The following is a 26478-nucleotide window of genomic DNA, read 5'->3' on the forward strand; positions in this document are numbered from 1 at the left end:
ATGAATGTAACAGAACTGTTTATTAAACGCCCGGTTATGACCGCCCTTGTGGTCATTGCCATGGTTTTTTTTGGAATTGTCGGGTATTTTAAATTACCTGTAAGTTATCTTCCTGCGGTTGAATTTCCTACGCTTCAAGTCACGGCAACACTTCCCGGGGCAAGCCCTTCAACAATGGCTTCATCCGTAGCGACTCCGCTTGAAAAGCAGTTTACATCAATGCCCGGCCTCCGAAGTATGAGTTCTGTCAACTCACTCGGAAAAACCCTTATTACTCTACAGTTTGATTTAGACAGGGATATTGACGGCGGAGCATCAGACACTCAGGCCGCAATATCACGCGCCAGCGGAGACCTTCCGTCCGACCTGCCGCAGCAGCCTTATTATGAAAAAGTAAATCCCGCCGACGATCCGATTCTCTACATGGCTCTATGGTCAGACTCTATGCCGCTTTATAAAGTAAATGAATATGTTACAACCTTCCTGACCGACAGTATATCGATGGTCAACGGAGTATCTAAAGTTGTCATTTACGGTGAAGCGAAACTTGCTGTAAGGGTTAGAATTGACCCTGAAAAACTTGCGGCCCGCGGCATTAATATGGACACAGTCCGTCAAGCTGTTGCCGAGCAGAACGTAAAAGAGCCTGTAGGAACACTAGACAATAAACTCCAGTCCGTAACAGTTGAAGCAACAGGACAGTTAAAAACTGCCGAAGAATTTTTACCGATGATTTTTGAATCAAAGGACGGCAGAACAGTACGTCTTTCAGATGTAGGGACGGTAGTAAACTCTATTAAAAGTGACAAATCCGGATCATGGGTTAACGGTAAGCGGGCAATTATTATTGCTATTCAAAAACAGCCCGGATCAAATACGATTCAGGTCTGCCAGACTATTTTGGGTATGCTTCCTACAATTCGCCAGCAGATTCCAGCCGGAATCGATATGACAGTTTTATATGACCGCTCTATCCCTATTAAAGATGCGGTTGATGATGTTCAGGTTACACTCCTGCTGGCTGTTTTCTTTGTTATCTGCGTTATTTTCTTCTTCCTCAGAAACATATCCGCAACACTGATTGCGGCGGTTGCTGTTCCTGTATCTATTATTTTTACCTTCGCAATTATGTATGTGCTGGGGTATTCGCTGGATACGCTGTCGCTGCTCGCGCTAACGCTCTCGGTCGGATTTGTTGTGGATGATGCGGTGGTCATGATCGAAAACGTCGTCCGCCATTTGGAAATGGGCAAAAAGCCGTACTACGCAGCTCTTGAAGGAGCCAAGCAGATAACCTTCACCATCGTTTCGATGACCTTGTCATTATCGGTTGTTTTTATTCCGCTGATGTATATGTCCGGGATTATCGGCCGAATTCTGCATGAATTTGCCATGACCATTACCGTTGCCATCCTTGCCTCCGGTGTTGTTTCACTGACTTTAACGCCTATGCTGGCAAGCAGGCTTCTTAAACCGGGAAGTAAGCTTTCTGAATCTGACAAGTTCAATGATTTTTTACTGAGCAATTATGAGCGGTCTCTCCATTTTGTAATGCGCCATCGCCGTATGACTATGGTCTTCGCTGGGATCATTCTACTGGCAACTATTCACTTTTTTATGGCCATTCCAAAAGGTTTTCTCCCTACAGACGATATGAGTTACTGTCAGGGATTTGCGCAAAGTAAACAGGGCATTTCATATAATTCCATGAAGGAACATATTTTAGCCCTTGAGCCGATACTTGAAGCTGATGAAAACATTAAACATGTCATCGTCGTTGCAGGGGTTCCGGTCCTTAATCAGGGATACATTTTCCCGATGCTTGTTGAACCGAATGAACGTAAAATGACAGCGGACGAAGTTGCGCGTTCTTTAATGCAAAAGCTCAACCAAGATCCGGGAATCATGGTCTGGATTCAGAATCCTCCAATGATCAGACTTACGGCTAAAACTACAAAAAATTTATACCAGTATACTATTCAGGCCCCGGATCAGGTTGAACTATTCGAAATAGCACCTAAATTTGAAATGGCTCTGCATAAAATTCCATTCCTGACCGGACTCAACTCAGACCTTCTGGATAACAACCCAGAACTATGGGTGAAAATAGACAGAGATAAAGCCTCGTACTACGGAGTTACTGCTCACGACATCGAAAACACCCTTAATTCAGCGTATTCAGAGCGGAAAGTCTCCACAATTTACGGAGACACAGACCAGTACTGGGTTATTCTGGAAGTTCTACCATACAATAAAAAAGATCCTAGAGACCTCAAAAAATTATATATTGCCAACAAAGACGGACAACTGGTTCGGCTTGATAACATTGCCACTTTTGATGAAAAACCTGGACCGATGCAGGTTAACCATACCGGTATGCTGCCATCTGTAACCTATTCATTTAATATTGCTCCCGGATTTTCGTTAAGTGATGCAACTACGGCAATCAACGAACTTGCACTTGAGACTTTGCCTGACACGGTAGTTTCAAACTTTGAAGGAACAGCTGATGAATTCCAGAAATCAATGAGTAGCGTATTCTTCCTGTTGATCATTGCGATATTCATCATCTTCATAATCCTCGGTATTCTGTATGAAAGCTGGATACACCCGATCACGATTATCTCAGGTCTTCCTTCAGCCGCCATCGGTGGACTTTTAACACTGACTTTATTCGGCAAAGACCTCGACCTTTTCGGAATCGTCGGTATCATCATGCTGATCGGTATTGTTAAGAAAAACGCTATTATGGTTGTCGACTTTGCACTTGAAGCGGAAGAAACGGATAAACTCAGCCCTCAAGACGCCGCAATTAAAGGTTCACTGGAAAGGTTCAGACCGATCATGATGACAACAGTTGCGGCAATCGCAGGTGCCATGCCTATTGCTCTCGGGCTTGGCGCAGGTGCGCAGGCCAGACAGCCTATGGGGCTTGCAATCGTCGGCGGACTGATACTTTCACAAATTGTTACGTTATACCTGACTCCGGTCGTTTATACTTATATGGATACTCTCCAGAAGTGGCTGTATGAACGCGGCAGAGCTAAGCGTGATCTTTTAGGAATTCCGCATAAACATGATGATTAAATAAAACATAAAAAAGCGGTGGCAGTTATTAACTGCCACCGCTTTCCAACTAATTTCATTCATCTATTAATATCACTCATTAATCAAACAGTAATCGCAACTCCCGTTTGCCGGAAGGATGACCCCTTGTGAATTTCTGCCGTCCACTTTAAGAAGTATCGGCGCAGGAACTCTAAAGTGGCTGACAAACTCTCCTTCTTCAACGATTGGTTGTTTTGCAAACCACTCCCAGTCCATGAAATTATCTTCCTTATCCGAAACCATTAGATAATTAATTCCAAGTGTTGTTATATTATGGAAAAAATGAGATCCCTGCGAAGGTTCCACCTTGAGCGTTTCCGTAGACGTTTCGATGATTGCAGAAACACCTGAAATATCAGGCCACTCAACGGGAATACCGAGCCAGTGATCAGCGGAGCCCCATCTTCCCGGTCCGGAAAGGATATATCTACGGTTCTGCCCCACAAGTTTTCCATTCATCTTAGAAATTTCAATCGCAATTTCGCGAGTTTTCGCAACATCAAATGTATCTGGACGAACTATCAGTATATCTTCAATATCATTTTTTTCAGCATTTCCCAAAGCGTGACTTGAAATACATACTGCGTTTTTCAAATCTTCATCTGTGATATAAACCTGATTTAAATCCGCTCTGGCACTCATAGGTCTTAATTGAAGAAGATTGAATTCCGGTTTGCGCCCGTCGTCATACATATTAATACAGAATTCCACTTCAACCGGACCGCCCATACCTTTTTCAGCAATAAGAAGTACATCTTTCAAAACAGATGCAAGAGGTATTGATTTATGCTTTAAAACAGGCGCAAATAAAATAACTTTCGGCCCCGGAACGGCTGCGGTATCCCTTATTCTGCCCTCTTCGGGTAGATAGGTTGAAGCAAGCATCTGAACAGGTGCAATATCTTCAAAATCAGCAATATTTAATCTTTCTAAATTTGCATCGTCATGAATATTGAGATCTTCTCCCCTATTCATTTTGAGCCCGTAAAAACGAGTCTGAGCATTTTTAAGAGAAGCGGCAAGTGTCGGACATTGCGGAAGTATTTTAGGATATCTCGGTGAGAATCTTATGCACTGCTCACCGTCGACAACAGACTTGCCAATCCCCATGGCGATAGTTGCAACACCGTCTTCAGGCTTCATTTTTCCAAATGGATAATAATTGTAGGATTGCCCCACTCCGGAAATAGCAGGGAAAAAATAATCGCCGTATTGCTGACCTGCAACGTGCTGAATAATTACTGCCATTTTTTCTTCATCGGTGCGCTGATTAACCCGCAGCGAAAATGACTTGGGAGCCTTATAATAGGTTGAAGCCCATACGAGCTTAATAGCTTCGACCAGTTGTGCAAGGCGGTTTTCAAGATCAGGATGATCGTTAGGTATCATATAGGTACTGTAAAGCCCTGCGTACGCTTGATACTGAGCATCTTCAAGAAGGCTGGAAGACCGCACGGAAAGCGGATATTTCACTTCCGTTAAATAGGCCCAGAGTTGCGCTTCAATCCATCCGGGGAAAAAGGCATCTGAAAATATCTGCGTGACCTGCTCATCTTCAACATCTGCCGAAGCGAGATAAGACAGATTATTCATCTCCATAAAATCATCAAATCCCGAAGTGCCGATAGTCAGAGTTTTAGGCGTGGATATTACTATATCGGAATGCTTTTCATGCATCCACGGATTACGATTCAGCATGGAGCAGATGAAAGCCAGCCCCCTGGCCTTGCCGCCTAGTGAACCGGAACCGATTTTCAAAAACTCTGTCTGCGGATCAAAATCCTTTGGATTAAATGAAACAATCACGCCCTGCTGCCGGCGTGTACGGCGCGCGGCAATAAGCGAGAGCATAAACTGGCGATGCGCTTCAATAGTAGGAAAATCTTTATCCTTCAGCGGCCTTAACTTATTGGCAAGTCTGATTTCAGTTCGCGCATAAAACCAGCGCGAGAAGTCATTCTTTTCGCAATGTCTTAAAAAAATATCTTGCGGGATATTGCGAAGAATTTTTTCCAGTGAATATAAACTGGAAGCTCTGGCTATCTCGTTTCCATCAAGATCTCTAAAAATAAAATCTCCGAACCCGAGATGTTCAGTCACAAAACGTCGCACTTCCGACATTAAATCAGGAGAGTTTTTATCAACAAAATAGGCTGGAATATCTTCAGCTCTGGACTTGTTTGCGGGTTCATTACTGGCAAGAAGGAGCGGAATATCTTCCCGATGCGCTTTAATATCCTTTAACAAATCAACACCTGCGCTACCATTAAGCTTACCGTCTCTGGGAAAACGCACATCAGAAATTACACCTAAGATATACGGTCCATATTTTTTAATAAGCTTTAAAGCTTCTTCATAATTCTGCGCGGTCAGGATTTTCGGGCGGGCGCGCATGGTCAAAAGACGATGCTCGGAATTTAATCCTTCTTCAAGAAGTGCCTGAGTCTGCCGGACAAGTTCTTTATATAAAATAGGAAGAAAGGAAGCTAAATAACGCGGGGAATCTTCAACAACTATAATTACCCTGATTCCGACAGCCTTAGTATCATGCTCAACGTTAAGCAAATCCTCAAGATTCTTGACCATTGCGACCAGCAGTTCCGCATCTCCTGACCAGACGAACTGAATATCCACTCCGCCTAAAGCATCACCTTCATCAACATCTACCTGCCTGTGGCTAAGCATTGCAACTGAAATACCCGGGACTTTATCCTTAATTCTAAGCCCCATATCAAAACAATCCATATTTGAAAGATGAGGCATTATGATGACTAAATCAAAACTATACTGTCCCAAAATTTCAAGAGCTTCATCAATATTTGAAACCCATGTAAGTCGCGGCGGTCGGCTGAGGTTAAGCCCCCGATATTCGCTTACTATTCTTTCAGAAAGTTTACTGTCTTCCTCCATAACCCAAGCGTCATATGGACTGGAAATCAAAAGAATCTCTCTGACTTTTACTTGCATAAGGTCATAATAAAGACTGAATTTTCGTCCCTTATCGTCAGTAAACATCGATTTGTTTTCCATAACTTTTCCGCCGGAATTTAAATTAATCATATTGAAAAAGGGCGAAAAGCGAAAAACGCAATCCGCCCTTCGGGTGTGATTATACCTTAAAGATATAGTAAACTATACAATACCCTGATCAAGCATTGCATCCGCAACCTTTACAAAACCGGCAATATTGGCACCGTTCATATAGTTAAACGGAGTCCCGTATTGTTCCGCGGTTTCCATACAATTTTTATGAATATTTTTCATGATAGTCTTAAGTTTTTGGTCCACTTCTTCTCTTGACCAGCCGTGCCGCATACTATTCTGGCTCATTTCCAGCCCTGAAACTGAAACCCCTCCGGCATTGGCGGCCTTACCGGGAGCGTAAAGCAAACCACCATCAAGAAATAAATCTATACCGTCAGGGGTTGTAGGCATATTAGCCCCTTCAGAAAGAACTTTTATACCGTTTGCTATAATATTTGCGGCGTCCTTCCCATTGATTTCATTTTGAGTAGCACACGGGAAAGCACAATCTGCTTTATGATTCCAAAGAGGATTAAAATCTGAGTCAGGATTCACCGGAGTATAGACAGCTTCCGGATATTTATCGGCATATTCACGGACCCGTCCGCGCCGCACATTTTTAAGATTCATGATGTAATCAAGCTTTTCGCGGTCAACACCTCTTTCATCATAAATATAACCGGATGAATCTGAGAAGGTTACGGGTTTACTTCCAAGTTCAACTAACTTTTCCATAGCAAACTGGGCAACGTTGCCAGACCCGGAAACAAGGCTTGTAGTTCCTTCAAAAGTTTTATTTTTAGTCGCAAGCATTTCCGCTGCAAAATATACAGCTCCGTAACCCGTTGCTTCAGGGCGAATCAAACTTCCGCCCCAATTCAACCCTTTACCGGTTAAAACTCCGGTGAACTCATTACGGATTTTTTTATACATACCGAAAAGATAACCTATCTCGCGAGCACCGACTCCGATATCCCCTGCCGGAACATCAGTATCAGGGCCGATATGGCGGCACAGTTCCATCATAAAACTCTGGCAAAAGCGCATGACCTCCATATCCGTTTTACCCTTGGGATCAAAGTCAGATCCACCTTTACCACCGCCCATTGGTAAAGAAGTGAGCGAATTTTTAAAAACCTGCTCAAATGCAAGAAACTTCAGGATACCGAGATTGACTGAAGGATGAAATCTAAGCCCGCCTTTATATGGTCCTATTGCACTGTTCATCTCAATTCTGAACCCGCGGTTTACATGAACATCACCGTCATCATCAACCCAGGGAACGCGGAACATGATTACTCGTTCAGGCTCAACAATGCGCTCAAGAATACATGCACTGCGATACTCAGGATTTCGATCAAGAACAGGCTTAATCGACAACAGCACTTCACTTACAGCCTGATGAAATTCTCTTTCATTAGGATCTCTGTTTTTAATCAATTCCAGTATATCCATTCCTAAAGCCTCCTCTTCTTTTTCAAGAGTTGATAAAAAGAACTCGTCTTTTAAAAAAATATACTTATTTATTTCACTACTAACATATTAAGTCCACACATCTTTTTAAAAAAACGACTGCATTTCATATTTATTTTTTTACAATTATGTAAAAAGGCCCGAAATTCTGCATCAGCAAAATTTCGGGCCTCGATTCTTTAACAAAAACTTTAAATTATATATTGTGTTTCTTCAGAGTTTTACCTTTAGGAATTTTATTCAATTCAATCTTCCTGACCGGAGGTAGTGAGCAAGTTTCGCTGCAACATGTACCCTGCAGAAAACCGGTATATGTATAAAAAATTCTTTCGATCTTAGTCCGTCTTTCTGCCGGCAGAGGTTCTCTTTTATAACCTTCAACCATTGCAAGAAGCTTCTTGTAATCCGGAACAGATCTCATGCCATGAGCAAGTGTATCACCGGAAATAGCATCAAGCAGAAAAGCATCCATTGAATCCGTTATGACCACGTAAGGAACCGGTCCCCCCTGAAAAAGCTTTCCGGCGCAGACGGCTTCCCTTTCATAGCTTCCGACATCTCCGGCGCAGAACATCACCATAAGGATAGGAAGACCTTCTGGATCATATACAACCAAATCAATAGTGCGGCACATTTCTTCGCCGTCAATATTAAAACATAGATCTACTTTAGCTTTTAATGAATCCTTAGGATAACCGTGCTCTTCAACTAAAATCTTTGCTAAGGCCTGCCTGAACTCTTCATAAGTAGTCTCGTCTATTTCCTCTCCGCTCAGGTAATCCCGAAGAGTTCCGCCCATACTGATTTCGTGCATTCCAGCCTCCATAATATATTAACTCGGCAATTTATATCACATTACTTACTAGATAAGCATCCTGATTTCTAATGCAATATGTAACCTGCAAAGATATAAAAAGAATATTATTCAAGACCTTCCAGATTTATTCCGCTTGTTTCGATTCTGAAAAACCAGGTTACTATCGCGCCGAGAAGAGAACATCCGACTAAAAAATATAATATGGTTTCAATACCGAAATCTTTAAGCAGAAAAGGAAATAAAAAGGCTGTAGCAACAGCTCCGACCTTTGCAATGGACGCAGCAAGTCCAGCTCCTTTCCCCCTGATTTTAGTGGGGAAAACTTCTCCGGCAATCAAATAAGTAATGGAATTAGGGCCGACATTTGTCATAAAACTAAAGAGCATAAACCCGCTGAACAGATAAGCCATTTTCATTTCAGACGCAGCACTCATTGACAGAGTAGCCAAAAACAAGCCTACCGCGCAGCCGATAAATCCGAATATTTGAAGTTTGATTCTTCCGACTTTATCAGCAAGCATAACTGCGCATACAACCCCGACAATTAAAAGGACATCAATAAAGGCTGCTCCCTTGGCGGCTATCATATCATTTTGAATCAGGTCAGCGACATTTCTTGCGTAAACAGCCTTTGCGCCAATAACAGAGCTTAAAATTGTCGGAGTGAAAATACCGATGCCATACGTGCTGAGGTCTTGAAGAAACCACGGGACAGATGCAAGAATCGTTGCTCTAATATTTTTAGAACTAAATAATTCTAAATAAGTTCCGGCAGTTATTTTATCACCGTTGCTGTCAATGGTTTCCGGAGCAGCGAGTTTGATTACGGATGGATATTTAGGTTTCCGGTGCAGCAACCGCTTTAGGGCGGCTTCTGCTTCTTTTATCCGCCCCTTAGAGACGAGCCAGTGCCCGCTGTCAGGGACATAAAACCTTCCGATAACAACAATAATGGCAGGAATTATTGCTGTTCCGTACATCCATCGCCAAGCACCGAGATCAGGATTTTTATATAAAATTAAATACCCGATAGCGGTTCCGAATAATGCCCCGATAGCCTGAAAAGCAAATGCACTGAGCACAAGCCTGCCGCGGTCAATACTTGGAATACTTTCAGATATAATCATATGCGCCGTCGGATAGTCACACCCCAGGGCAAGGCCCACGCCGAAAAGAAATATCACTAGTGTTGCATAAGTGGTGCTGGAAACAAGACAAACCAAACATACTGTAAAAATAATCATTTCAGCTATAAACATTTTTTTTCTGCCATAGTGATCAGCAAGATAGCCTAAAGCAGAAGCTCCAACTAAAATACCAAACAAGGATGCTGCGCTGACGGCTCCTTTTTCAAAAGCACTTAAATTAAACTCACGAACAATAAGAGGCAGAGCAACACCGGTCATAAAAACAACAAGCCCTTCAAAAAATTTTCCGGCAGAAGCCAAAAACCAAATCCGCCATTGCATAGCAGTCATCGGCGAAAAGGGAGCAATAGTTCCATCAGCCCAGTAAGGAGTTTCATCAATATAGTCCTGAACAGTTTTGGCAACAGCCTTATCACCTTCAACAATTTTAGACATACAGTTCTACTCCATTTTATATCAATAATGATTTTTATGTACCATGTAGATAAACGTTTGTCTTGAAATCATAATTCCAATCAAGGTTAAACAAAAAATATTTAAAAAAACTCATTAAAAGTAGATCAATACATATTAATTATCACAATTAATCGAGCTAAAATAAGATATTTTTACTTTTTTTATTGACCTAGGTTTTCGACTTGTATAGACAGTAGTTGATTTTGACTTTCAATTTCTTTTTCTTGTTTTACTTTTTTTATTAAGATTGTGCTGTCATTCCATACCGTGATTTATAATCAAGACGATTGGAAATGGTAGGTTCGTTAACTTATTTAGGAGCTGCTTTGATTGATAATGACTGTCATATTCACTTTGATTCAACTTCAACAATTAACTTTGCAATAATAACCTTAGCTGTCGCGGAGCATAGAAATGACTAAAAATATTAACCTTTCAGAAATTTGTTCAGGAAAGTCATATTGCGTTCTCGGATTTGATCTTGAATCTTCTGACTACGCACAAAAACTACACAAAATGGGATTTGTTGCAGGAACTACTATTGAGCTGGCACCCATAAAAATTTCCGACCCCATGGTTTTCCAAATCCGTGGGAGCCGCGTGGCACTCAGAAAAAATGAAGCCACCCAAGTACAAGTGAAGGAGCTCTAAAATGCATAAGATTGAACGACTTGCCATAGCAGGCGTACCCAACAGCGGTAAAACAACCCTTTTCAATGCCCTCACAGGCTCCAGTCAAAAAGTTGGAAACTGGCCCGGAGTTACAGTTGAAAAAATTCAGGGCACTTTTCCCTTACAAGGCAGTATAGTTGAACTGGTGGACTTACCGGGGACTTATAACCTTACCCCGGACACAGAAGATCAGAAAGTCGCGGAAAAAGTACTCCGCCAAGGAGAATATGACCTGATCTTAAACGTTGTTGATGCGACTAATCTTTCACGGAATCTGTTTTTAACAATGGACCTCAAAGAGCACACAGATCAGATTATCATTTTGCTTAACATGCTGGATGTTGCCGAAAAAGAAGGTCTGGACATTGATGTCGAGGCTCTAAGTAAAGAACTTGGATTACCTGTAATACCTGTGATTGCAGTGGATAAAGTATCCGTAAACAAAGCGGTGAAAGCAATTGAAGCAACTGCTAACAACCTGCCTCCTCATGATTCGCATGCTACGAAACAGGAAGTAATGGATACAGTTAAAAAATATACTGTTATTGACAGCATTTGCGACAAAGTAGTTAAGGAAAAACTTGATCGCAGCCAAAACTTTACGAATAAAGTGGACAGCGTTGTGATGAACCGTTTTGCGTCAATTCCAGTCTTTCTGGTTTCCATGTTCATAACCTTCTGGTTTGCTATCGGTTTAGGTTCGGTATTTATTGATTTTTTTGATATTATGGCAGGACTGATTTTTGTTGATATACCAACGGCAGCTTTGGAAAGTGTGCACGCACCGGAATGGTTACATGTAGTTATCGCCGGAGGGCTAGGTGCCGGAATTCAGACTGTAGCTACATTTATACCTGTAGTATTTTTCATGTTCCTAGCCTTGGCAATTCTTGAAGACTTTGGATATATGGCCCGAGTCGGGGTCGTTGCGGACCGCTTTATGCGTAAAATCGGCTTACCGGGATCTGCTTTCATTCCAATGGTTGTCGGATTCGGTTGTACAGTTCCTGCTGTTATGGCGGCAAGAACTCTTACCTCAAAACGTGACCGCTTCATGACTATTTTCATGGCACCGTTTATGTCTTGCGGAGCAAGGCTCCCTGTATACGCACTTTTTTGCGTAGCCTTATTCGGTTCATATTCCGGACTTGCTGTATTTTTGATTTATCTGTCCGGACTTGCCATGGCTATTTTCACAGGATTCCTGCTTAAAAACACTTTATTCAAAGGCGTCCCGTCACATTTTGTAATGGACCTGCCACTCTACCATATCCCACGTATCAGCGCGGTATTCAAAAGTGCATGGCTCAGACTGAACGGCTTTATCAAGCGCGCCGGAGTTATTGTCGTCAGCGCAGTATTTGTGCTCAGCATGTTAAACTCAATCGGGATTACAAACGGACAAATTTCTTTCGGCAATGAAGATTCACAGGCATCTGTTCTTGCCTACGCCAGCAAGGCGATCTCCCCTGTGTTCAAACCAATGGGAATTTCGGAAGATAACTGGCCTGCATCGGTTGCTCTTTTCACCGGACTTTTTGCAAAAGAAGCAATCGTCGGAACAGTAAACTCATTATATTCATCACTTGATATGCAGGATACAGCTGAAACGGCTCCTGAAGAAGAAGCAACTGGATTAGATATCAGCGGCACAATAGGTGAAGCTTTTTCCACTATCAGCGATGGGCTTGTAGGAATCTTTACCTCTGTAGACCTTCTGGGAGTCGGGCTTGTCACCGAAGACAGCGCGACTGTCAGCGAAGAAATCGGTGCAAGCACGGCTGTTTACAAACATATTGCAGCTAACTTCACAGTATTCTCTGCCTTTGCCTACCTGCTGTTTGTTTTAATGTATTTCCCTTGTCTGGCGGTGATCGGAGCGACAAAACAGGAAATGGGTGGTTTCTACTCAGGAGTAATGGCCATGTACTGCACCGCATTAGGCTGGTCAGTAGCTACCCTGTTCTACCAGATAACCGAAGGAAGAAACATATTGTACATCGGAATTGCTCTCGCAATTCTTGCGGCAATATACGGAACACTTAAATATCTAGGAACAAAGGAATCAGAACCACTACCGATTCTGCAACCTATTAAATAAGGCTAATCCTCCTCAGCCTCTCCTTACTAAAAGCTCCTTCTGCCTACCCCCAACAGGCGGAGGGAGCTTTTTCCATAGCATAATCACTGCTCAATAAAAAATCCTCCGTATACCTGATGGTATACGGAGGATAATAAAATCCAATTTAATCAATTGTCCGTTATGGCAGAAGTGATCCTCCAGCTCCTAAAGCTAAATCAAAAACACTTGAAGGCATCAGTCCTAATGCTAAGACCAGCACGGAGAGAAGTCCTGCACCGACAAGACTGAAAGGTGAAGTATCCGGTAGTGGAGCTTCATCTTCTGCATCGTTGGTATAGGCATGGCGGACAAGGCCTAAGTAGTAATAGATTGAAATCGCGGTATTGATACCGGCTATGATGATAAGCCAGTTGTAACCGTGATTCCACCCTGCGGAGAACAGAAACAGTTTACCCATAAATCCTGCCATTGGCGGCAAACCGACAAGGGCAAAAGCTCCTACTGCAAGAGCAAAAGCAAGCGTTGGAGCACGCTTATGCAAGCCGTCCAAATCCTTAAGCTTCAGATTGCGTCCGTCAACAGACACTCTGCTGACCACCCAGAAACAAGTCAGGTTCATTGCAACATATGCCAAGGCATAAAAGCTTGCGGCAGCCAACCCTTCGGGTGTTCCAGAAACCAGACCGATCATAATGTAACCGGCATGGGCGACAGAAGAATAACCTAGAATTCTTTTCACATCGGTCTGTACCAATGCGGCAAGGTTACCGAATGTCATGGACAGTGCACCGAGCACAGCCAGCATAGTTGTTATATCGTACCCGGGCTTAAACATTGTAGCTAAGCGAATCAGAATAACAATTGCGCCGAGCTTGGGCAGAGTCGCAACAAACGCGGCGGTTTCATTGCTTGTGCCTTCATAAACATCAGGACACCAGAAGTGAAACGGAAACAGCGCAAGCTTGTAAAACATTCCGATAAGAAACAATGACATACCTGTGACAGCCATAGGAGAAGCGGCAAAGCTCCAGTTCCCTTTGACCAGTTCAGCAAGATAAGTGGTATGCATTCCTGCAAGAATATAAGAGAACCCGTACAAGGCAAGAGCCGTAGCAACCGCTCCGAAGAGAATGTATTTAATACCCGCTTCAGCGGCGTCCTTGCTCTTAGCCCGCACTGCAATGATGGTGTAGAGACTGTAAGAAGAAAGCTCCAAAGCGAGATACATAGTAATAAGTTCTACTGCGGAAGATAAGAGCATTAATCCCCATGCACTGAGTGCGAGGAACAGAAAATAATCTGTAGTCTTTTCTTTATCCAAAGTAGGCTGACGGGTAGCATTAAGAACAGTTATAAAAAAACCTATGGCAATGGCGGCCTTAAAGAACTGGGATAAATGGTCAACGCGGTATGAATCCCAGAAAACAAGACCTTGCGCTCCAACAGACACAACCGCGACCACCACGCCTAAAGCTGCTGCTATGGGAAGCAACGGTCCAACTTTAGTGCGCATCTTGGGGCTGCCGATGCTTTGAATAAAAAGCATGGCAATAACAAGAAACTGGTAGATTTCCGGTAAAATCAGATTCGGATTGAAAGTCACTTCAGTCTCTCCAGTTGTTTATTTGACTATGTTCTTGATGGAGTTCCAAGCCATATCCAACGGTCTTTCATCATCTATACTGACTGCCTGCGACTTTGTATGCACATCATTTTGCAACTTGATAAGTGAGGCATCCATAACTTTAAAAGTGAGTGCCGGAGCAAGGCCGATGTAGAAAACAAACACAGCCGGAATCGCAAGATAAGTCCACTCACGCAGATTCAAATCCTTCCAGCCTTTCCAGCTTGAAGGCCTGCCCCATGCAAGCTTAAGTGAAATACGAAGCATATAGGCTGCAGCAATCATGGCACCCGGAACAAGACATGCTCCGATCCACGGATTCTGCTCAAATGCTCCTATGAAAACCAGAATTTCACCGACAAAACTGTTGGTTCCGGGGAACCCGAATGATGACAGAGCAAATAGTCCCCAGAATCCCATATATGCAGGCATATACTTTCCGAGGCCGAGGTTGTCATAGATATCTCTACTGTGACTGCGCTCATAAATAGCTCCGATCATCATAAAGAGACCACCTGTGACAATCCCGTGGTTCAGCATCTGAAAGAGCGCACCTTCAAGCCCGTGAAGGTTGAAAAGGAAAATCCCCAGAGTGACAAAACCCATATGACTAACAGACGAGTAAGCAATAACTTTTTTAATATCATTTTGCCCCAGCGCAACCGCCCCGCCATAGATTATGGAAGCCACAGAGATTGCGATCATCATCGGAGCAAAATATACACTTGCTGCCGGAGTAAGCGGCAGGTTGAATCTTAAAAATCCGTAAGTTCCCATTTTAAGAAGAACAGAAGCCAGAATAACTGAACCTGCTGTCGGCGCCTGAACATGTGCGGCAGGTAACCATGTGTGAAACGGAAACATGGGAACCTTGATCGCAAATGCCAGAGCAAGAGCCAGAAAAGCCCAGAACTGAAAGCCGAATGAAAAGGTTTTCTCCATCAGTTCCGGTATTGCAAATGTTCCGCCCGCAATTCTGAAAGCGACAATCGCAACCAGAAGGAGCGCACTACCTGCAAGTGTGTAAAGAAAGAACTTGAGAGAAGCGTATTTCCTTTCCGGTCCGCCCCATACAGCGATGAGCAGATACATAGGTATCAGCATTGCTTCCCAGAATACATAGAATAAAACCAGATCAAGAGAGGTAAAGACTCCCACACAGGCTGCTGTCATAAACAGCAGACAGAAATGAAATTCTTTAACCCTTGTTTTTATATAGCTCCATGAACAGAGCACGCATAAGGGAAGAACCGCAATTGTCAGTACCACCATAAGGAAACTGATGCCGTCCGTTCCAAGATAATATTCAATCCCCCACTGCTTCACCCAATTCATTCTCTCCACGAACTGAAACTCCGCCGAGCCGAGTTTAAATCCCATGAACAGAGGAATAGAAAGCAGGAGTTCTATGACTGACACGATCAGCGTATAAATCCGGACTGCGGAATCACCCCGGAAGAAAAACAATCCGAAGGCCGCCACAAGCGGAAAGAGTACGAGACTGGTCAGAATAGGATAAGCTACTTCTTGCATTTAGATCTCTCCAATTTATCCAAGGTACCAGACAAGTCCGTAAATACAGAGCGCGAAGAAAACAGCCAGACCAAGGTAATCCTGTAGTCGTCCGGTTTGTATCTTAGCTCCGGTCCTGCCGATATTTCTTACCGTGTAGGCAGTTCCATCCACAACCGTATCAATCCCTTTGCGGTCGAACCATGATGATCCGGCAGCGAAGTCCATAAGAGCCCTGAGCCCGATAACTCTGTACACAGTGGTCCAGATCGAATCAGCCCATGCGACAGGGCGGCAGACCAACTGCAATCCGGCATTTCCGATAAACCTGTAAAGCTTATCGAAATCGAGGTTTCTGCCATGATGAGGTATAATAATTTTTCTCATTACCCAGAAACCTGCGCCTGTGAAAGCAAGCAGCATTGCTGACTGCAACAGATGCCAAGGAGTGTAAGGAGTGTATTCAACCGGGAACGGAAGCAGTTTGTAAAGCATCTGAGGATAAACACCCTGAGCAAAACAGAGAGTTGCTGCAATTCCCATTGCCACATACATATTCTTAGGGATTTTGGTGAGCTTCAGTTCAGTCTTTGCAGGCTTATTAAAGAAAGCAAAGTAAGGAAGTTTTATACCAACCGAAAGGAACGTACCTACTGCGGCAATTTCAAGACCTATTGCAAGCAAAGTATGATGCGATTCAGCCGCGCCTGTTATGGTCATGGTTTTACTGATAAATCCGTTAAAGAACGGCATTCCCGAAATGGAAACCGCCCCGACCATGTACAGCAAAACCACCCACGGAAGCCTTCCGACCAGACCGCCGAGCTTATCAAGATCAGCCGTACCCACTGAATACATCAGTGTTCCGACACTCATGAAGAGCAATCCTTTATAAAGGATATGTGCGTACGCATGGGCGACAGCCCCGTTCATACACATTGCTGTTCCGATTCCGATACCGGCAACCATGTACCCGACCTGAGAAACGATGTGGTAGGATAAAATCCTGCGCGCATTGTTTTCCATGGACGCGTAAAGTACTCCGTAAACCGCCATAAATGTTCCGGCAACAGCCAGAATATATACTCCGGAAAACCCTCTGGCCAGTACATAGACGGCTGTTTTTGTTGTAAACGCACACATAAAAACTGCGCCCGGGATGGTGGCTTCAGGATAAGCATCCGGCAGCCATGCATGCAGAGGAACAACAGCGGCGTTAACACAAAATCCTAACAGGATCAGCCAGTCGTAATACTGCATTGCCGAAGGATCGACAGGCAGAAACGCAAAAGTACCTATTTCATGATATCTAAGCAGCAATCCGCCGAGCAGAAAAAGCCCGCCGAGCATGTGGAACAGAAAATATCTGAATCCTGCTGCGCTTGAAGTTTTAGTTCTGTGAAGCCAGACAAGGAATGTCGAAGCGACTGCCATTAGTTCCCAGAAGATAAAGAGAGTCAGATAATCTCCTGCAAATACACAACCGAATGATCCGGCGACATACAATGCCGCTGAAGCATGATGCGCTTTTTCCTTCACATGAAGGGAATAAATCATGCCGATCAACGATTGGATGGCAAAAACATTCGCAAACACCAGTGAGAGTTTGTCTACTCTGCCCAGAATCAGGGTATTTCCCAGATAAGGAATAATCCCGAAACTGCCCATTGTTGCAGTGAACACAACCGCAATTGCAATAATAGGCGGGACAAGAAGCAGCCATTTCCAGTGTTGTCCCCTGAAAAACGGCAACGCCATAGCCAGAGCTATAAAGGCGACAGCCGGATGAAGAAATCCATTAATTTCCATCATCTTCCTCCGGTCCCACAAGGAAAGGTTGTAAGAGAACCTTCATCAAAAAAACCATCGCTACAGAAACTCCAAGGCCGAATAAAGCCCAGAATCCTGGATAAATATCATAATGATATTCAGGATGGTGAGGATGAATGAAGAAATTCAGTGCCAGTAACACAACAAGAAAGATGGCAAATGCCCTTTTCCACATTGTGAGATTCTTTGTGCGCTGGGTTTCAAACCAGTTTCCGAAACTGTTGCTCATGCCAAACGCTCCTTAGAATTTTCCGAAGACGTTGATAAACTGTAAAAACGTCTGGGGATAAAGGCCCAGCCAGACGGAAATCAATGCCGTAGTAAATAGCGGAATAACCATGGTGAGAGGAGCTTCACTGTATTGCTCAAGATTAGCACCCTCAGCCGGAGCTTTAAAAAACGCTCTATAAATAATAGGAGCGAAATATCCGGCATTCAGGAAGGTACTGGCTAAAAGTGCAATCAGAAGTCCCCATTGTCCAATGGTTACAGCCCCCTTGATCAGATACCATTTGGTTACAAATCCACAAACAGGCGGAACACCGATCATGGACAGCGAAGCAATTGCAAATGCTCCGAATGTCCACGGCATTCGTCGTCCAAGCCCGTCCATTTTGCTTATTTCTCTGATGTGGGTCGCCACATAAATAGACCCTGCCCCGAAGAACAATGTGATTTTGGAAAAGGCGTGATGAGCAATATGCATCAACCCGCCCTGCACAGCTTCAGGGGTGAGCATGGCAACACCTACAATGATGTATGAGAGCTGACTGACCGTTGAATATGCCAGCCGTGCTTTAATATCATCTTTAGTAAGCGCAATCAGTGAAGCTGTAATAATGGTAAACGCCGCAAGGTATGCGGTAGGAAGTCCGAGTCCTAGTTTATCCATGAGATCCACACCGAATCCTGAAAGGATAACGCGTGAAACCGAGAACACCCCGGCTTTAACAACTGCCACTGCATGCAGCAAAGCTGAAACAGGAGTCGGAGCAACCATCGCCGACGGCAGCCAGTTATGCAGAGGCATCAATGCTGCCTTTGCAAGACCTGCAAGGTAAAGGACATAAGTTATAGTTACTAAGGTCGGATTTGCATCGGCAGGGAAAATACCATGCTGAATGTTTCCGATGTTGAAATCAAGAGTTCCAGCCAGCACGTAGGTAAGAACCATCGCCGGAAGGAAAAATAATTTTGATGTACCCATGAGGTAAATCATGTATTTTCTTGCCCCGTTGAAAGAAACATCATCCTGATGATGAGCTACCAGCGGGTAAGTAAATACCGAAATAACTTCGTAGAAAAGGTACAGCGTGAAAATATTAGCGGAAAAAGCAACCCCGAGTGCTCCGAAAATGGCAACGGCAAAGCAGAAGTAATATCTGGTCTGCGCGTGTTCATTCAGGGTTCGCATGTAACCTATGTTGTAGCTGGTTGCAAAAATCCACAAAAGTGATGCAACCAGTGCAAAAACAAATGCCAGCCCGTCAGCTGCAAAAGAAACATTGATGCCGGGCATAATAGTAAAGAGTGTATATTCTCTTATTGTTCCTTGAAGAACTGCCGGAACCATGGATGCAACTGAAATAAATGCTAATATTCCGGCCCAGACAGAAACCGCCTCTCTTCTGTTCTGATTATCGCGAAACAACCAGATCAAGATCGGCGCAACCATTGTTATTGCAAGCGGAATGAGCATACGTGTACTGTTGATGAATTCATTGCTAACTGTCATATGATCAACCCTTCAGCCTTGAAACAACATCTGTTTCAGTACTTTTGAACCGTTTTGCAACGACCACAATAATTGCAAGTACAAGTGTGGCCTCGGCAGCAGCCAGTCCCATGACAAAAAGAGTAGCTATCTGCCCTGTCGCACTATCGGCTGCGGTCAATTGTGATGCTGAAACAATGGAAAGCCCGGCTCCATTGAGCATAAGTTCCACCGAAATGAGCATCCCTACCAAACTCTTGCGCCAGACAATTCCGTAAAGACCTATTGCCAGCAGTCCAAGAGCCACAAGCTGATACATCATGAGCGGACTCATTCAGCTGCCCTCCCTTTTTTTTCGAAAGCAAGCAGCACAGCTCCGGCCATTGCCGCCAGCAGAACCACTGAAATAAGTTCGAAGGCAAGCGAATAATTATCAAGCAGACCTTTACCTAAGACAGCAAGAGGAACTTCTACCGGAAGTTTAATACTTACCGGCTGATAATTAACGACTACCAATCCGATTACAAAGACCGGCGAAATAAATGCCAGTGCGGACAGCAAGGCTTTTCCGGGTCTGCGAGCACCTGATTCAATCCCTTGAGCATCAGCCCTGCTGAGCATGATGGCAAAAAAGATTAAAACACAGACTGCGCCCACGTAGATAAGTATCTGCATAAAAGCCATAAACGGTGCAGCCATCAGCAAATACATTCCGGCAACACCCATCAAAGATGTTATAAGCCCGACCATTGCCCGAACCAGACTGTGCGCCCCGACCGCAAAACACCCTCCGCCGAGAACCAGCAGCGTGTACACAACGAAAGCGATTTTAGCCAACAGTTCCATAATCAATCTTCCCTCGTTGAATTTTCAGGTTCATTGGGAGGCGTCTTAGCCTTAGCTTGGGTGGCAAGACGAGCCAGAAGATCCATTTTAAAAGCGTTGCGATCAGTTGAAGCGAGATACACATTGCTGGAATATCTCAGCGATTTAACCGGACAGTTTTCAGAGCACAATCCGCAAAGTGAACAAAGCGTATAATCATAAATAAATTTAGAAGGTTTTTTCGGAGCTTTCGGCTTTTCAACCTTTTCTCCGCGCGCTTCCGCCTCTTTCATCACCTGTAATTCTTCTTCAGTCGGAACAGGATCTTTCGCCTTGAGAACTGTAAGACACTTACTGGGACAGACAGTAACGCACATCATACACGCTATACATTTTGGCGAAGCCGGATCCTTCGGTTTACCCACCAGTTCCAACGGACCTCTGAAACCTTCTAATTGCGCTTCTGTAACAGTTTCACGCGGATAGTGCAGAGTAATCTGCTTATCTGCAAAATTCTTCCCCGTAATTTTGAGCCCGACAACAAGACTCCAAAGTCCTGTGACGTTTTCCCATATCCTTTTAATTGCGGTCATTATATCACCACCTGATTCAAGAAAGCTTGGTTACAAAGGCAGTTATCAACAAATTAAGCAATGCAAGCGGCATGAGCCACTTCCAGTTGATATTCAAAAGCTGGTCAAAGCGGACTCTTGGGAAAGTCCAGCGCAACCAGATCATTATCAGCAGGAGAACATATACTTTTGCAAGAAACCACCAGCTTCCGTCAAAGAAAGGTCCGTGCCATCCGCCGAGGAAAAGGGCTACCGCAACTGAACAGACAACAATCATGTTGGCGTATTCAGCGAGAAAAAACAGTCCGAATCCCATTCCCGAATATTCTGTGTGAAAACCCGCGGTCAGTTCACTTTCTGCTTCAGGAAGGTCAAACGGAGCACGGTTTGTTTCTCCGAGAGCACTGACAAAATAAATGATAAAAGCTAAAGGCTGCAAGACTGCATTCCACTGCCACGGCCAGCCTCCCTGACCCTGTACAATTTCAGACAAATTCAAACTTCCTGTCTGAAAAGCTATTGCCAGAACAGCCAATAACAGCGGGATTTCATACGCAACAGACTGAGCTACCGCACGCGCAGCTCCGAGCATTCCGTATTTATTATTAGATCCCCAGCCCGCAAGACAGAGGGCTAAAACATTAAGACCTGAAAACGCTAATATTAAAAGCAGCCCCAAATTCATTTCCATTCCCGTAGCTATAGGGCCGAACGGAATTGGAACAAAAAGTAATAGTGCCGGTAGAAATGAGATTATCGGGGCCAACCAGAAAAGAAACCCATCCGCACTTTTCGGAGTGAAAAGTTGCTTGCCGATCAATTTCACAGCGTCAGCAAGAGGCTGCAAAAGACCATGCGGACCAACTTCAAAAGGCCCCGGTCTACGCTGGATATGTCCCGCCACCTTACGTTCAAGGTAAACCAGAACAAGTCCGTTAAGCCCGACGAATGCGGCAATAGCCACAAGAGCAATCAGTAATTTTACCAGTTCAACGGGTATTTGAGACATATCGATACTTCCTCACTCTACCTGTCGATTTCAGGGATTACCATGTCAATACTACCAAGAATGGCAACAGCATCAGCCAGCATCGTCCCTTTCGCACATTCGGCGAAAAGATGTAGATTTGAAAATCCTGGAGCGCGGAGTTTAACCCTGTAAGGATTTTTATTACCGTCACTTACGACATGAACTCCGATCTTGCCGCGAGCACCTTCCGCTGCGAAATAAGCTTCACCGACAGGAGCTTTCCAAGTAGGTTTCGGAGCTTTCTTGTTGATATATTCACCTTCAGGAATCATTGCCACAGCCTGCTCGACAATTCGCAGACTCTGTTCAATTTCATCCATGCGAACCATATATCTGGCCATTGCATCGGCATCATTATAGACGGGAACATCCCAGTCAAAACGATCATACACGGAGTACGGTTCAATCTTACGTGTATCATGTTTGACTCCGGCTCCGCGAAGAAGCGGCCCGGTCGCCCCGTAACGCATACACATATCCTCATCCATGATTCCGACGTCTTCAATTCTTTTACGGAGAATGATGTTATCGGTAACCAGAGCTTTATAGATAGGAAGACGGCTTCTTAAGTAAGGAACTAACTCCGCACACTGTTTAAGAAAATCATCATCAAGATCTCGTGCAACGCCGCCGATGCGGAAAGAACTGTAAGTCAGTCTTGAACCGGTCGGTTTCTGCATCATATCCATGATTTTTTCGCGGTCATCAAAGGCATACATAATCGGAGTAAAAGCTCCGAGATCAAGAAGGTAGGCCCCCCACCAGAGCAGATGTGATGAAATTCTGTTTAATTCGGAAGTAATAACTCTGATAAATTCGGCGCGTTCAGGAACTTCTATTTCGGCCAGTTTTTCAACTGCTCCGACATATGCGTGGTTCCATGCAAGAGGGTGTAGATAATCAACCCTGCCCATGTTGGGCATAAACTGAACCCATGTTTTCACCTCTGCCATCTTTTCGTGCATGCGATGCAGATAGCCGAGAACAGGTTCAGCGCGGACAATATATTCGCCGTCAAGTTCGAGAATAACCCGCAGAACACCGTGGGTGGAAGGATGCTGAGGCCCCATGTTCAAAATCATGGTATTGTCTCTGGCTCCCTTCTCGAAATGATTCGTATAAAAATCGCCTTCAGGAAATGCATTCATAACTGTGCTTCCTATTTCGGTTCTTCTGGTTCGGCCTGAACCTCATCAAACAGCGTAAACCCCTCAGTCGTGAAAATTGATTTCCCCGGATCAATCAGATCACGCACTGAAACGCGTGATGCTTTATCCTTAAGAAGAACTCCTTGCGGGGTTTCAGGATCAAGTAGAAGAGGAATAAGGTTCGGATGCCCGCTGAAATTTATACCGTGAAAATCAGCACATTCACGTTCATGCCAGTCAGCACCCTGATATACATTTGATATGGTAGGAATCAAAGGCTCGTTATGAGCCAGCAGTACCCGGTGAGCCACCCGCTCAGAAGAATCGAAACGTGCATAATGGTAGGTAACTAAAAAGCCTTCAGAAGCATCGACAACATCTATGTCCTCAAGAAAATATTTTTTCCGGAGCATCTCTGTTGCTGCGGCTGAAATATCCTCTGGAGACAAAAATACATTATAATTAATTCCTGTTTTTTCAAACGAACACTTACAGACCATCAAAGGAGTAACAGTTTCCAGTAATTTCTCGCTCACCGACATTATGCATTCTCCTTTTCAAGAGATTCAGCAACAGGCCACCAACGTTTACCGGATACCTTTTTCTGGATTTCAAATAATCCTTCGAGCAAAGCTTCCGGACGAGGCGGACACCCCGGAACGAAAACATCAACAGGGATAAGTTTATCAACGCCTTCAATTATACCGTATTGATTTTTAAATTTGAAAGGACCACCAGAGATTGCACAGTTGCCAAGAGCCAGAACCCATTTAGGAGCAGGCATCTGTTCGTACAACCTGACAACAGCGGGTGCCATTTTTTTTGTAACTGTTCCCGCTACGATCATTAAATCAGCCTGACGAGCAGAAGGACGGAAAACTTCCGCGCCGAAACGCGCCATATCAAATCTGGCCATACCGCAAGCCATCATTTCGATAGCGCAGCAGGCAAGCCCGAATGTCATGGGCCAGAGGGACATGGATCTGCATATATCCATTGCATCCTCTGCAAGTTGAAGCCGGACAATACCATCTTCAATATGGTGTCCGCCTGGTGTCAGGATATTTTCCTCGGCCATGTGAACACCCCTTTTCTCCAGAAGTAGATTATTGCTAGGGCCAAAACACCCATAAAAACAGCCACCTTATAGAAGGACATCATCCCTTCGGCCTGCGGATACCAAGCTGCTACCGGGAATAAGTACAAAACATCAACGTCAAATGCCAAGAAAAGCAAAGCGTAGACATAATAACTTATTCCGAACTGATTCCATGCCCGGCCATGAGGTTTCATGCCGCACTCATACGACATTCCGATATCGCCGCCTTTTGCGCACGGAGCAATAAGCTTTGACAAAATCAAAGGGCCGCCGGCAAAAAGCAAGCCGCCAAGCATGAAGAGGAAAATGGCTAGCTGGAGCCAAGTAAAGATCATCTTTCACCCTCGCTTACTTTTTAAAAATTAGTAACACAAGAAGAGAAATAAACATAAACTAGTAGTACGAATAACTGGCGTAAACAAAAAAAGCTTTAATGAAAACAACCTCAACTGGTTATTTTTATTAAAGCTTATGTCACTCGCCTCTCAGAGTGTCAAGGAATTATGGCTGTAACTTCCGCAAAACAGCCTGTTAGAGCAAATTACAACTCTAAAATTTAATTTTATAAAATAAAATAAATCAGTATGTTAAACAGCACTTTGACCTGGTAAAAGAATTAATAAAAAAAATATTTTAGTTATTTTTTAATTAATTAAACTACCTACTTAGTCAGGATGTATTTCACCACTCACTTCACATTGATTATTTTTAAAATATCAGCGCGACTAATTTTCACATTTTCTATTCTACATATTTGTTTAAAAACAAGTATGTTAGCACTAAGATATCAATCTTTTAAATAAGTAATTAATAGATTCATAAATAAAAAACAAAAAAAAACTCACAACAAATCGTGTGAGTTTTAAATGTTCAAAGTTCGAACCTTACAACAGCAATTATGATCCACTACAATTTGTTATAGCTTCCTTCATCGCTGAAAAAACAAAATCTCTTAAAAGAACCTTCTTTAACCTTATACATTGCAGAATCCGCTTTCTGCACTAAATCTTCAGCAATGACCCCGTCTTCGGGAAAAAGACTTATTCCAACCGAAGCTCCGACATTACAAATCATCCCGTCAATATTAAAATCATCGGTGAGACTTTCGACAAATTCTTCTGCAACTTTTTTAACATCATCTCTACTGGAAGGTCGTTCAAGCAAAACGCAAAATTCATCACCACCCAGCCTGGCCAATGTGTCAGAAGACCTAAGCCTTGATTTCAACCGGTTAGCAACATTCAAAAGCAGAATATCCCCGGCATGATGACCGAATTGATCATTCACAGATTTAAAATGATCAAGATCAATGAAGAGCAATGCAAGTCTTTCTTTATATCGTCGAGCATTAGCAATTGATTTTTCCAGTCTGTCAAAAAAAAGATAACGATTAGGAACTCCGGTCAAAGCATCCAACGTAGCCTTTTCCTGTAAATCAAGTTCACATAACTTTCGCTGAGTAACGTCTTCAATTACTCCTTCAACATAAAATTCGCCGTCTTCTTCAAAAAGTCTTGAACTCTCTGAAATCCAAATAAGTGTACCATCTTTGCGGATCACTTTAATTTCATAATCATTTAAATACTTATCACGTTTTAGCGTTTCGATATAATTAAATCTGTCTCCGGAACTGATAAACATATCACATCCGCAACCAGAATTTAAAACATCCTCAGGTGAATCAAACCCCAGAATTCTGGCAAGAGCAGGATTAACTTCTACAAATTTTCCGTCTACAGTAGACCTGAAAATACCTTCGACAGCACGAACGAAAATATTACGATACTTTTCTTCGGCGATGCGCAGGGCTTTTTCCGTTTTAATACGCTGAGCAATTTCCCGCTCAAGAAGATCCTTCTGCCTCTTTAACTGGAGAAAAACACCGACCTTACTGCGCAAAGTGGGAGGGTCAATCGGTTGTGTTAAGAAATCAACAGCTCCGACATCGTATCCCATGCGGGCATATGCCGGGTCTTTATATATAGCAGTCAGAAATATAATTGGAATCAATTTACAAGAACTTATCCTTCTAATCGCTTTTGCAGTGTCGTAGCCGTCCATGCCTGGCATTTGAACATCTAAAAGTATGAGAGCAAAATCATGCTTTTCACACAGCTCAACCGACTCTTCCCCGTTTACGGCTTTGAAGATTTCAGCCCCTTCGTTGCGGAGAAGCCTGTCGAGCAGCATCAAATTGACGACATTATCGTCAACAATAAGTATTTTTAAGGGATTATCCATGAGTTACACTTAATACAATTCGCTAGAAGTTAAAACCCCAGAATAATATTTTTAACAAAAATAAGATTCTGTTTTTGCTGCTTGTTTTATCGTGAATTTCAA

Annotated in this window: 21 protein-coding genes; 3 read left to right on the forward strand and 18 right to left on the reverse strand. The window is 43.5% G+C overall.

Annotation, left to right across the window (positions count from 1 at the left end; translation table 11 throughout):
* Positions 1-3087: an efflux RND transporter permease subunit gene (locus B9N78_RS16310; protein WP_085104256.1), complete on the forward strand. Its 3087-nt coding sequence runs from the start codon at positions 1-3 to the stop codon at positions 3085-3087.
* Positions 3088-3159: 72 nt separating this feature from the next.
* On the opposite strand, the gene B9N78_RS16315 is transcribed toward B9N78_RS16310, so the two are convergent.
* The 4 genes from B9N78_RS16315 to B9N78_RS16330 form a co-directional block, all read right to left on the reverse strand.
* Complete coding sequence (locus tag B9N78_RS16315; protein WP_085104400.1) at positions 3160-6138, reverse strand: PEP/pyruvate-binding domain-containing protein; 2979 nt, start codon at positions 6136-6138, stop codon at positions 3160-3162.
* A gap of 102 nt (positions 6139-6240) precedes the next feature.
* On the reverse strand, positions 6241-7587 hold the full coding sequence (gene gdhA / locus B9N78_RS16320; RefSeq protein WP_085104258.1) for an NADP-specific glutamate dehydrogenase: 1347 nt from the start codon (positions 7585-7587) through the stop codon (positions 6241-6243).
* A gap of 214 nt (positions 7588-7801) precedes the next feature.
* Positions 7802-8419 carry a type I restriction enzyme HsdR N-terminal domain-containing protein gene (locus B9N78_RS16325; RefSeq protein WP_085104260.1) on the reverse strand — a complete coding sequence of 206 codons (618 nt, stop codon included), beginning with the start codon at positions 8417-8419 and terminating at the stop codon, positions 7802-7804.
* Between the two features lie 107 nt (positions 8420-8526).
* On the reverse strand, positions 8527-10005 hold the full coding sequence (locus B9N78_RS16330; RefSeq protein ID WP_085104262.1) for an MFS transporter: 1479 nt from the start codon (positions 10003-10005) through the stop codon (positions 8527-8529).
* Positions 10006-10440: 435 nt separating this feature from the next.
* On the opposite strand from B9N78_RS16330, the gene B9N78_RS16335 reads away from it, so the two are divergent.
* Positions 10441-10677: a FeoA family protein gene (locus B9N78_RS16335; protein WP_085104264.1), complete on the forward strand. Its 237-nt coding sequence runs from the start codon at positions 10441-10443 to the stop codon at positions 10675-10677.
* A gap of 1 nt (position 10678) precedes the next feature.
* Positions 10679-12799 (forward strand): ferrous iron transport protein B, encoded by a 2121-nt coding sequence (gene feoB, locus B9N78_RS16340; protein WP_085104266.1) that lies wholly within the window; start codon positions 10679-10681, stop codon positions 12797-12799.
* Positions 12800-12959: 160 nt separating this feature from the next.
* Here feoB and B9N78_RS16345 read toward each other — a convergent pair whose 3' ends face one another.
* From B9N78_RS16345 to B9N78_RS16410, 14 genes are all read right to left on the reverse strand, one after another.
* Entirely contained in the window at positions 12960-14384 is a 1425-nt protein-coding gene (locus B9N78_RS16345; protein WP_245805579.1) for an NADH-quinone oxidoreductase subunit N, read from the reverse strand.
* Between the two features lie 18 nt (positions 14385-14402).
* Positions 14403-15938, reverse strand: coding sequence for a complex I subunit 4 family protein (locus B9N78_RS16350; RefSeq protein ID WP_085104268.1), 1536 nt, complete (start codon positions 15936-15938; stop codon positions 14403-14405).
* Between the two features lie 15 nt (positions 15939-15953).
* A complete protein-coding gene (locus B9N78_RS16355) occupies positions 15954-17726 on the reverse strand; it encodes a Na(+)/H(+) antiporter subunit D (protein ID WP_085104270.1) in 1773 nt (590 codons plus the stop codon).
* Complete coding sequence (locus B9N78_RS16360; protein WP_085104272.1) at positions 17716-17976, reverse strand: hypothetical protein; 261 nt, start codon at positions 17974-17976, stop codon at positions 17716-17718. Before B9N78_RS16360 ends, B9N78_RS16355 begins: the two co-directional genes overlap by 11 nt.
* A 12-nt stretch (positions 17977-17988) precedes the next feature.
* Positions 17989-19482 (reverse strand): monovalent cation/H+ antiporter subunit D family protein, encoded by a 1494-nt coding sequence (locus tag B9N78_RS16365; RefSeq protein ID WP_085104274.1) that lies wholly within the window; start codon positions 19480-19482, stop codon positions 17989-17991.
* A 4-nt stretch (positions 19483-19486) separates the two neighbouring features.
* Positions 19487-19795: an NADH-quinone oxidoreductase subunit NuoK gene (gene nuoK, locus B9N78_RS16370; protein WP_085104276.1), complete on the reverse strand. Its 309-nt coding sequence runs from the start codon at positions 19793-19795 to the stop codon at positions 19487-19489.
* Positions 19792-20307 carry an NADH-quinone oxidoreductase subunit J family protein gene (locus tag B9N78_RS16375; protein ID WP_170921457.1) on the reverse strand — a complete coding sequence of 172 codons (516 nt, stop codon included), beginning with the start codon at positions 20305-20307 and terminating at the stop codon, positions 19792-19794. The genes nuoK and B9N78_RS16375 overlap by 4 nt, the downstream gene beginning before the upstream one ends.
* A 2-nt stretch (positions 20308-20309) precedes the next feature.
* The gene (locus B9N78_RS16380) at positions 20310-20879 is read right to left on the reverse strand and encodes a 4Fe-4S binding protein (protein ID WP_085104278.1); all 570 of its coding nucleotides are present in this window, start codon (positions 20877-20879) and stop codon (positions 20310-20312) included.
* A 16-nt stretch (positions 20880-20895) separates the two neighbouring features.
* Complete coding sequence (gene nuoH / locus B9N78_RS16385; RefSeq protein ID WP_085104279.1) at positions 20896-21867, reverse strand: NADH-quinone oxidoreductase subunit NuoH; 972 nt, start codon at positions 21865-21867, stop codon at positions 20896-20898.
* Positions 21868-21884: 17 nt separating this feature from the next.
* Complete coding sequence (locus tag B9N78_RS16390) at positions 21885-23036, reverse strand: NADH-quinone oxidoreductase subunit D (protein ID WP_085104281.1); 1152 nt, start codon at positions 23034-23036, stop codon at positions 21885-21887.
* An 11-nt stretch (positions 23037-23047) separates the two neighbouring features.
* Positions 23048-23578, reverse strand: coding sequence for an NADH-quinone oxidoreductase subunit C (locus B9N78_RS16395; RefSeq protein ID WP_085104283.1), 531 nt, complete (start codon positions 23576-23578; stop codon positions 23048-23050).
* Positions 23578-24114, reverse strand: coding sequence for an NADH-quinone oxidoreductase subunit B (locus B9N78_RS16400; RefSeq protein WP_085104285.1), 537 nt, complete (start codon positions 24112-24114; stop codon positions 23578-23580). Before B9N78_RS16400 ends, B9N78_RS16395 begins: the two co-directional genes overlap by 1 nt.
* Positions 24093-24470: an NADH-quinone oxidoreductase subunit A gene (locus B9N78_RS16405; protein WP_085104287.1), complete on the reverse strand. Its 378-nt coding sequence runs from the start codon at positions 24468-24470 to the stop codon at positions 24093-24095. Before B9N78_RS16405 ends, B9N78_RS16400 begins: the two co-directional genes overlap by 22 nt.
* Positions 24471-25041: 571 nt before the next feature.
* Complete coding sequence (locus B9N78_RS16410) at positions 25042-26376, reverse strand: diguanylate cyclase domain-containing protein (protein WP_085104289.1); 1335 nt, start codon at positions 26374-26376, stop codon at positions 25042-25044.
* Between the last annotated feature and the right edge of the window lie 102 nt (positions 26377-26478).

The organism is Desulfovibrio gilichinskyi (assembly GCF_900177375.1).
Taxonomy (GTDB): domain Bacteria; phylum Desulfobacterota; class Desulfovibrionia; order Desulfovibrionales; family Desulfovibrionaceae; genus Maridesulfovibrio; species Maridesulfovibrio gilichinskyi.

What these genes read in the sequence shown, in the direction of transcription:
- B9N78_RS16410 (WP_085104289.1), bottom strand. Translation starts at nt 26,376, where the DNA reads ATGGATAATCCCTTAAAAATACTTATTGTTGACGATAATGTCGTCAAT.
- nuoH (WP_085104279.1), bottom strand. Translation starts at nt 21,867, where the DNA reads ATGTCTCAAATACCCGTTGAACTGGTAAAATTACTGATTGCTCTTGTG.
- feoB (WP_085104266.1), top strand. Translation starts at nt 10,679, where the DNA reads ATGCATAAGATTGAACGACTTGCCATAGCAGGCGTACCCAACAGCGGT.
- B9N78_RS16395 (WP_085104283.1), bottom strand. Translation starts at nt 23,578, where the DNA reads ATGTCGGTGAGCGAGAAATTACTGGAAACTGTTACTCCTTTGATGGTC.
- B9N78_RS16375 (WP_170921457.1), bottom strand. Translation starts at nt 20,307, where the DNA reads ATGGAACTGTTGGCTAAAATCGCTTTCGTTGTGTACACGCTGCTGGTT.
- B9N78_RS16405 (WP_085104287.1), bottom strand. Translation starts at nt 24,470, where the DNA reads ATGATCTTTACTTGGCTCCAGCTAGCCATTTTCCTCTTCATGCTTGGC.
- gdhA (WP_085104258.1), bottom strand. Translation starts at nt 7,587, where the DNA reads ATGGATATACTGGAATTGATTAAAAACAGAGATCCTAATGAAAGAGAA.
- B9N78_RS16330 (WP_085104262.1), bottom strand. Translation starts at nt 10,005, where the DNA reads ATGTCTAAAATTGTTGAAGGTGATAAGGCTGTTGCCAAAACTGTTCAG.
- B9N78_RS16310 (WP_085104256.1), top strand. Translation starts at nt 1, where the DNA reads ATGAATGTAACAGAACTGTTTATTAAACGCCCGGTTATGACCGCCCTT.
- B9N78_RS16355 (WP_085104270.1), bottom strand. Translation starts at nt 17,726, where the DNA reads ATGGAAATTAATGGATTTCTTCATCCGGCTGTCGCCTTTATAGCTCTG.
- B9N78_RS16360 (WP_085104272.1), bottom strand. Translation starts at nt 17,976, where the DNA reads ATGAGCAACAGTTTCGGAAACTGGTTTGAAACCCAGCGCACAAAGAAT.
- B9N78_RS16400 (WP_085104285.1), bottom strand. Translation starts at nt 24,114, where the DNA reads ATGGCCGAGGAAAATATCCTGACACCAGGCGGACACCATATTGAAGAT.
- B9N78_RS16380 (WP_085104278.1), bottom strand. Translation starts at nt 20,879, where the DNA reads ATGACCGCAATTAAAAGGATATGGGAAAACGTCACAGGACTTTGGAGT.
- B9N78_RS16335 (WP_085104264.1), top strand. Translation starts at nt 10,441, where the DNA reads ATGACTAAAAATATTAACCTTTCAGAAATTTGTTCAGGAAAGTCATAT.
- B9N78_RS16365 (WP_085104274.1), bottom strand. Translation starts at nt 19,482, where the DNA reads ATGACAGTTAGCAATGAATTCATCAACAGTACACGTATGCTCATTCCG.
- B9N78_RS16325 (WP_085104260.1), bottom strand. Translation starts at nt 8,419, where the DNA reads ATGCACGAAATCAGTATGGGCGGAACTCTTCGGGATTACCTGAGCGGA.
- nuoK (WP_085104276.1), bottom strand. Translation starts at nt 19,795, where the DNA reads ATGAGTCCGCTCATGATGTATCAGCTTGTGGCTCTTGGACTGCTGGCA.
- B9N78_RS16350 (WP_085104268.1), bottom strand. Translation starts at nt 15,938, where the DNA reads ATGCAAGAAGTAGCTTATCCTATTCTGACCAGTCTCGTACTCTTTCCG.
- B9N78_RS16315 (WP_085104400.1), bottom strand. Translation starts at nt 6,138, where the DNA reads ATGGAAAACAAATCGATGTTTACTGACGATAAGGGACGAAAATTCAGT.
- B9N78_RS16390 (WP_085104281.1), bottom strand. Translation starts at nt 23,036, where the DNA reads ATGAATGCATTTCCTGAAGGCGATTTTTATACGAATCATTTCGAGAAG.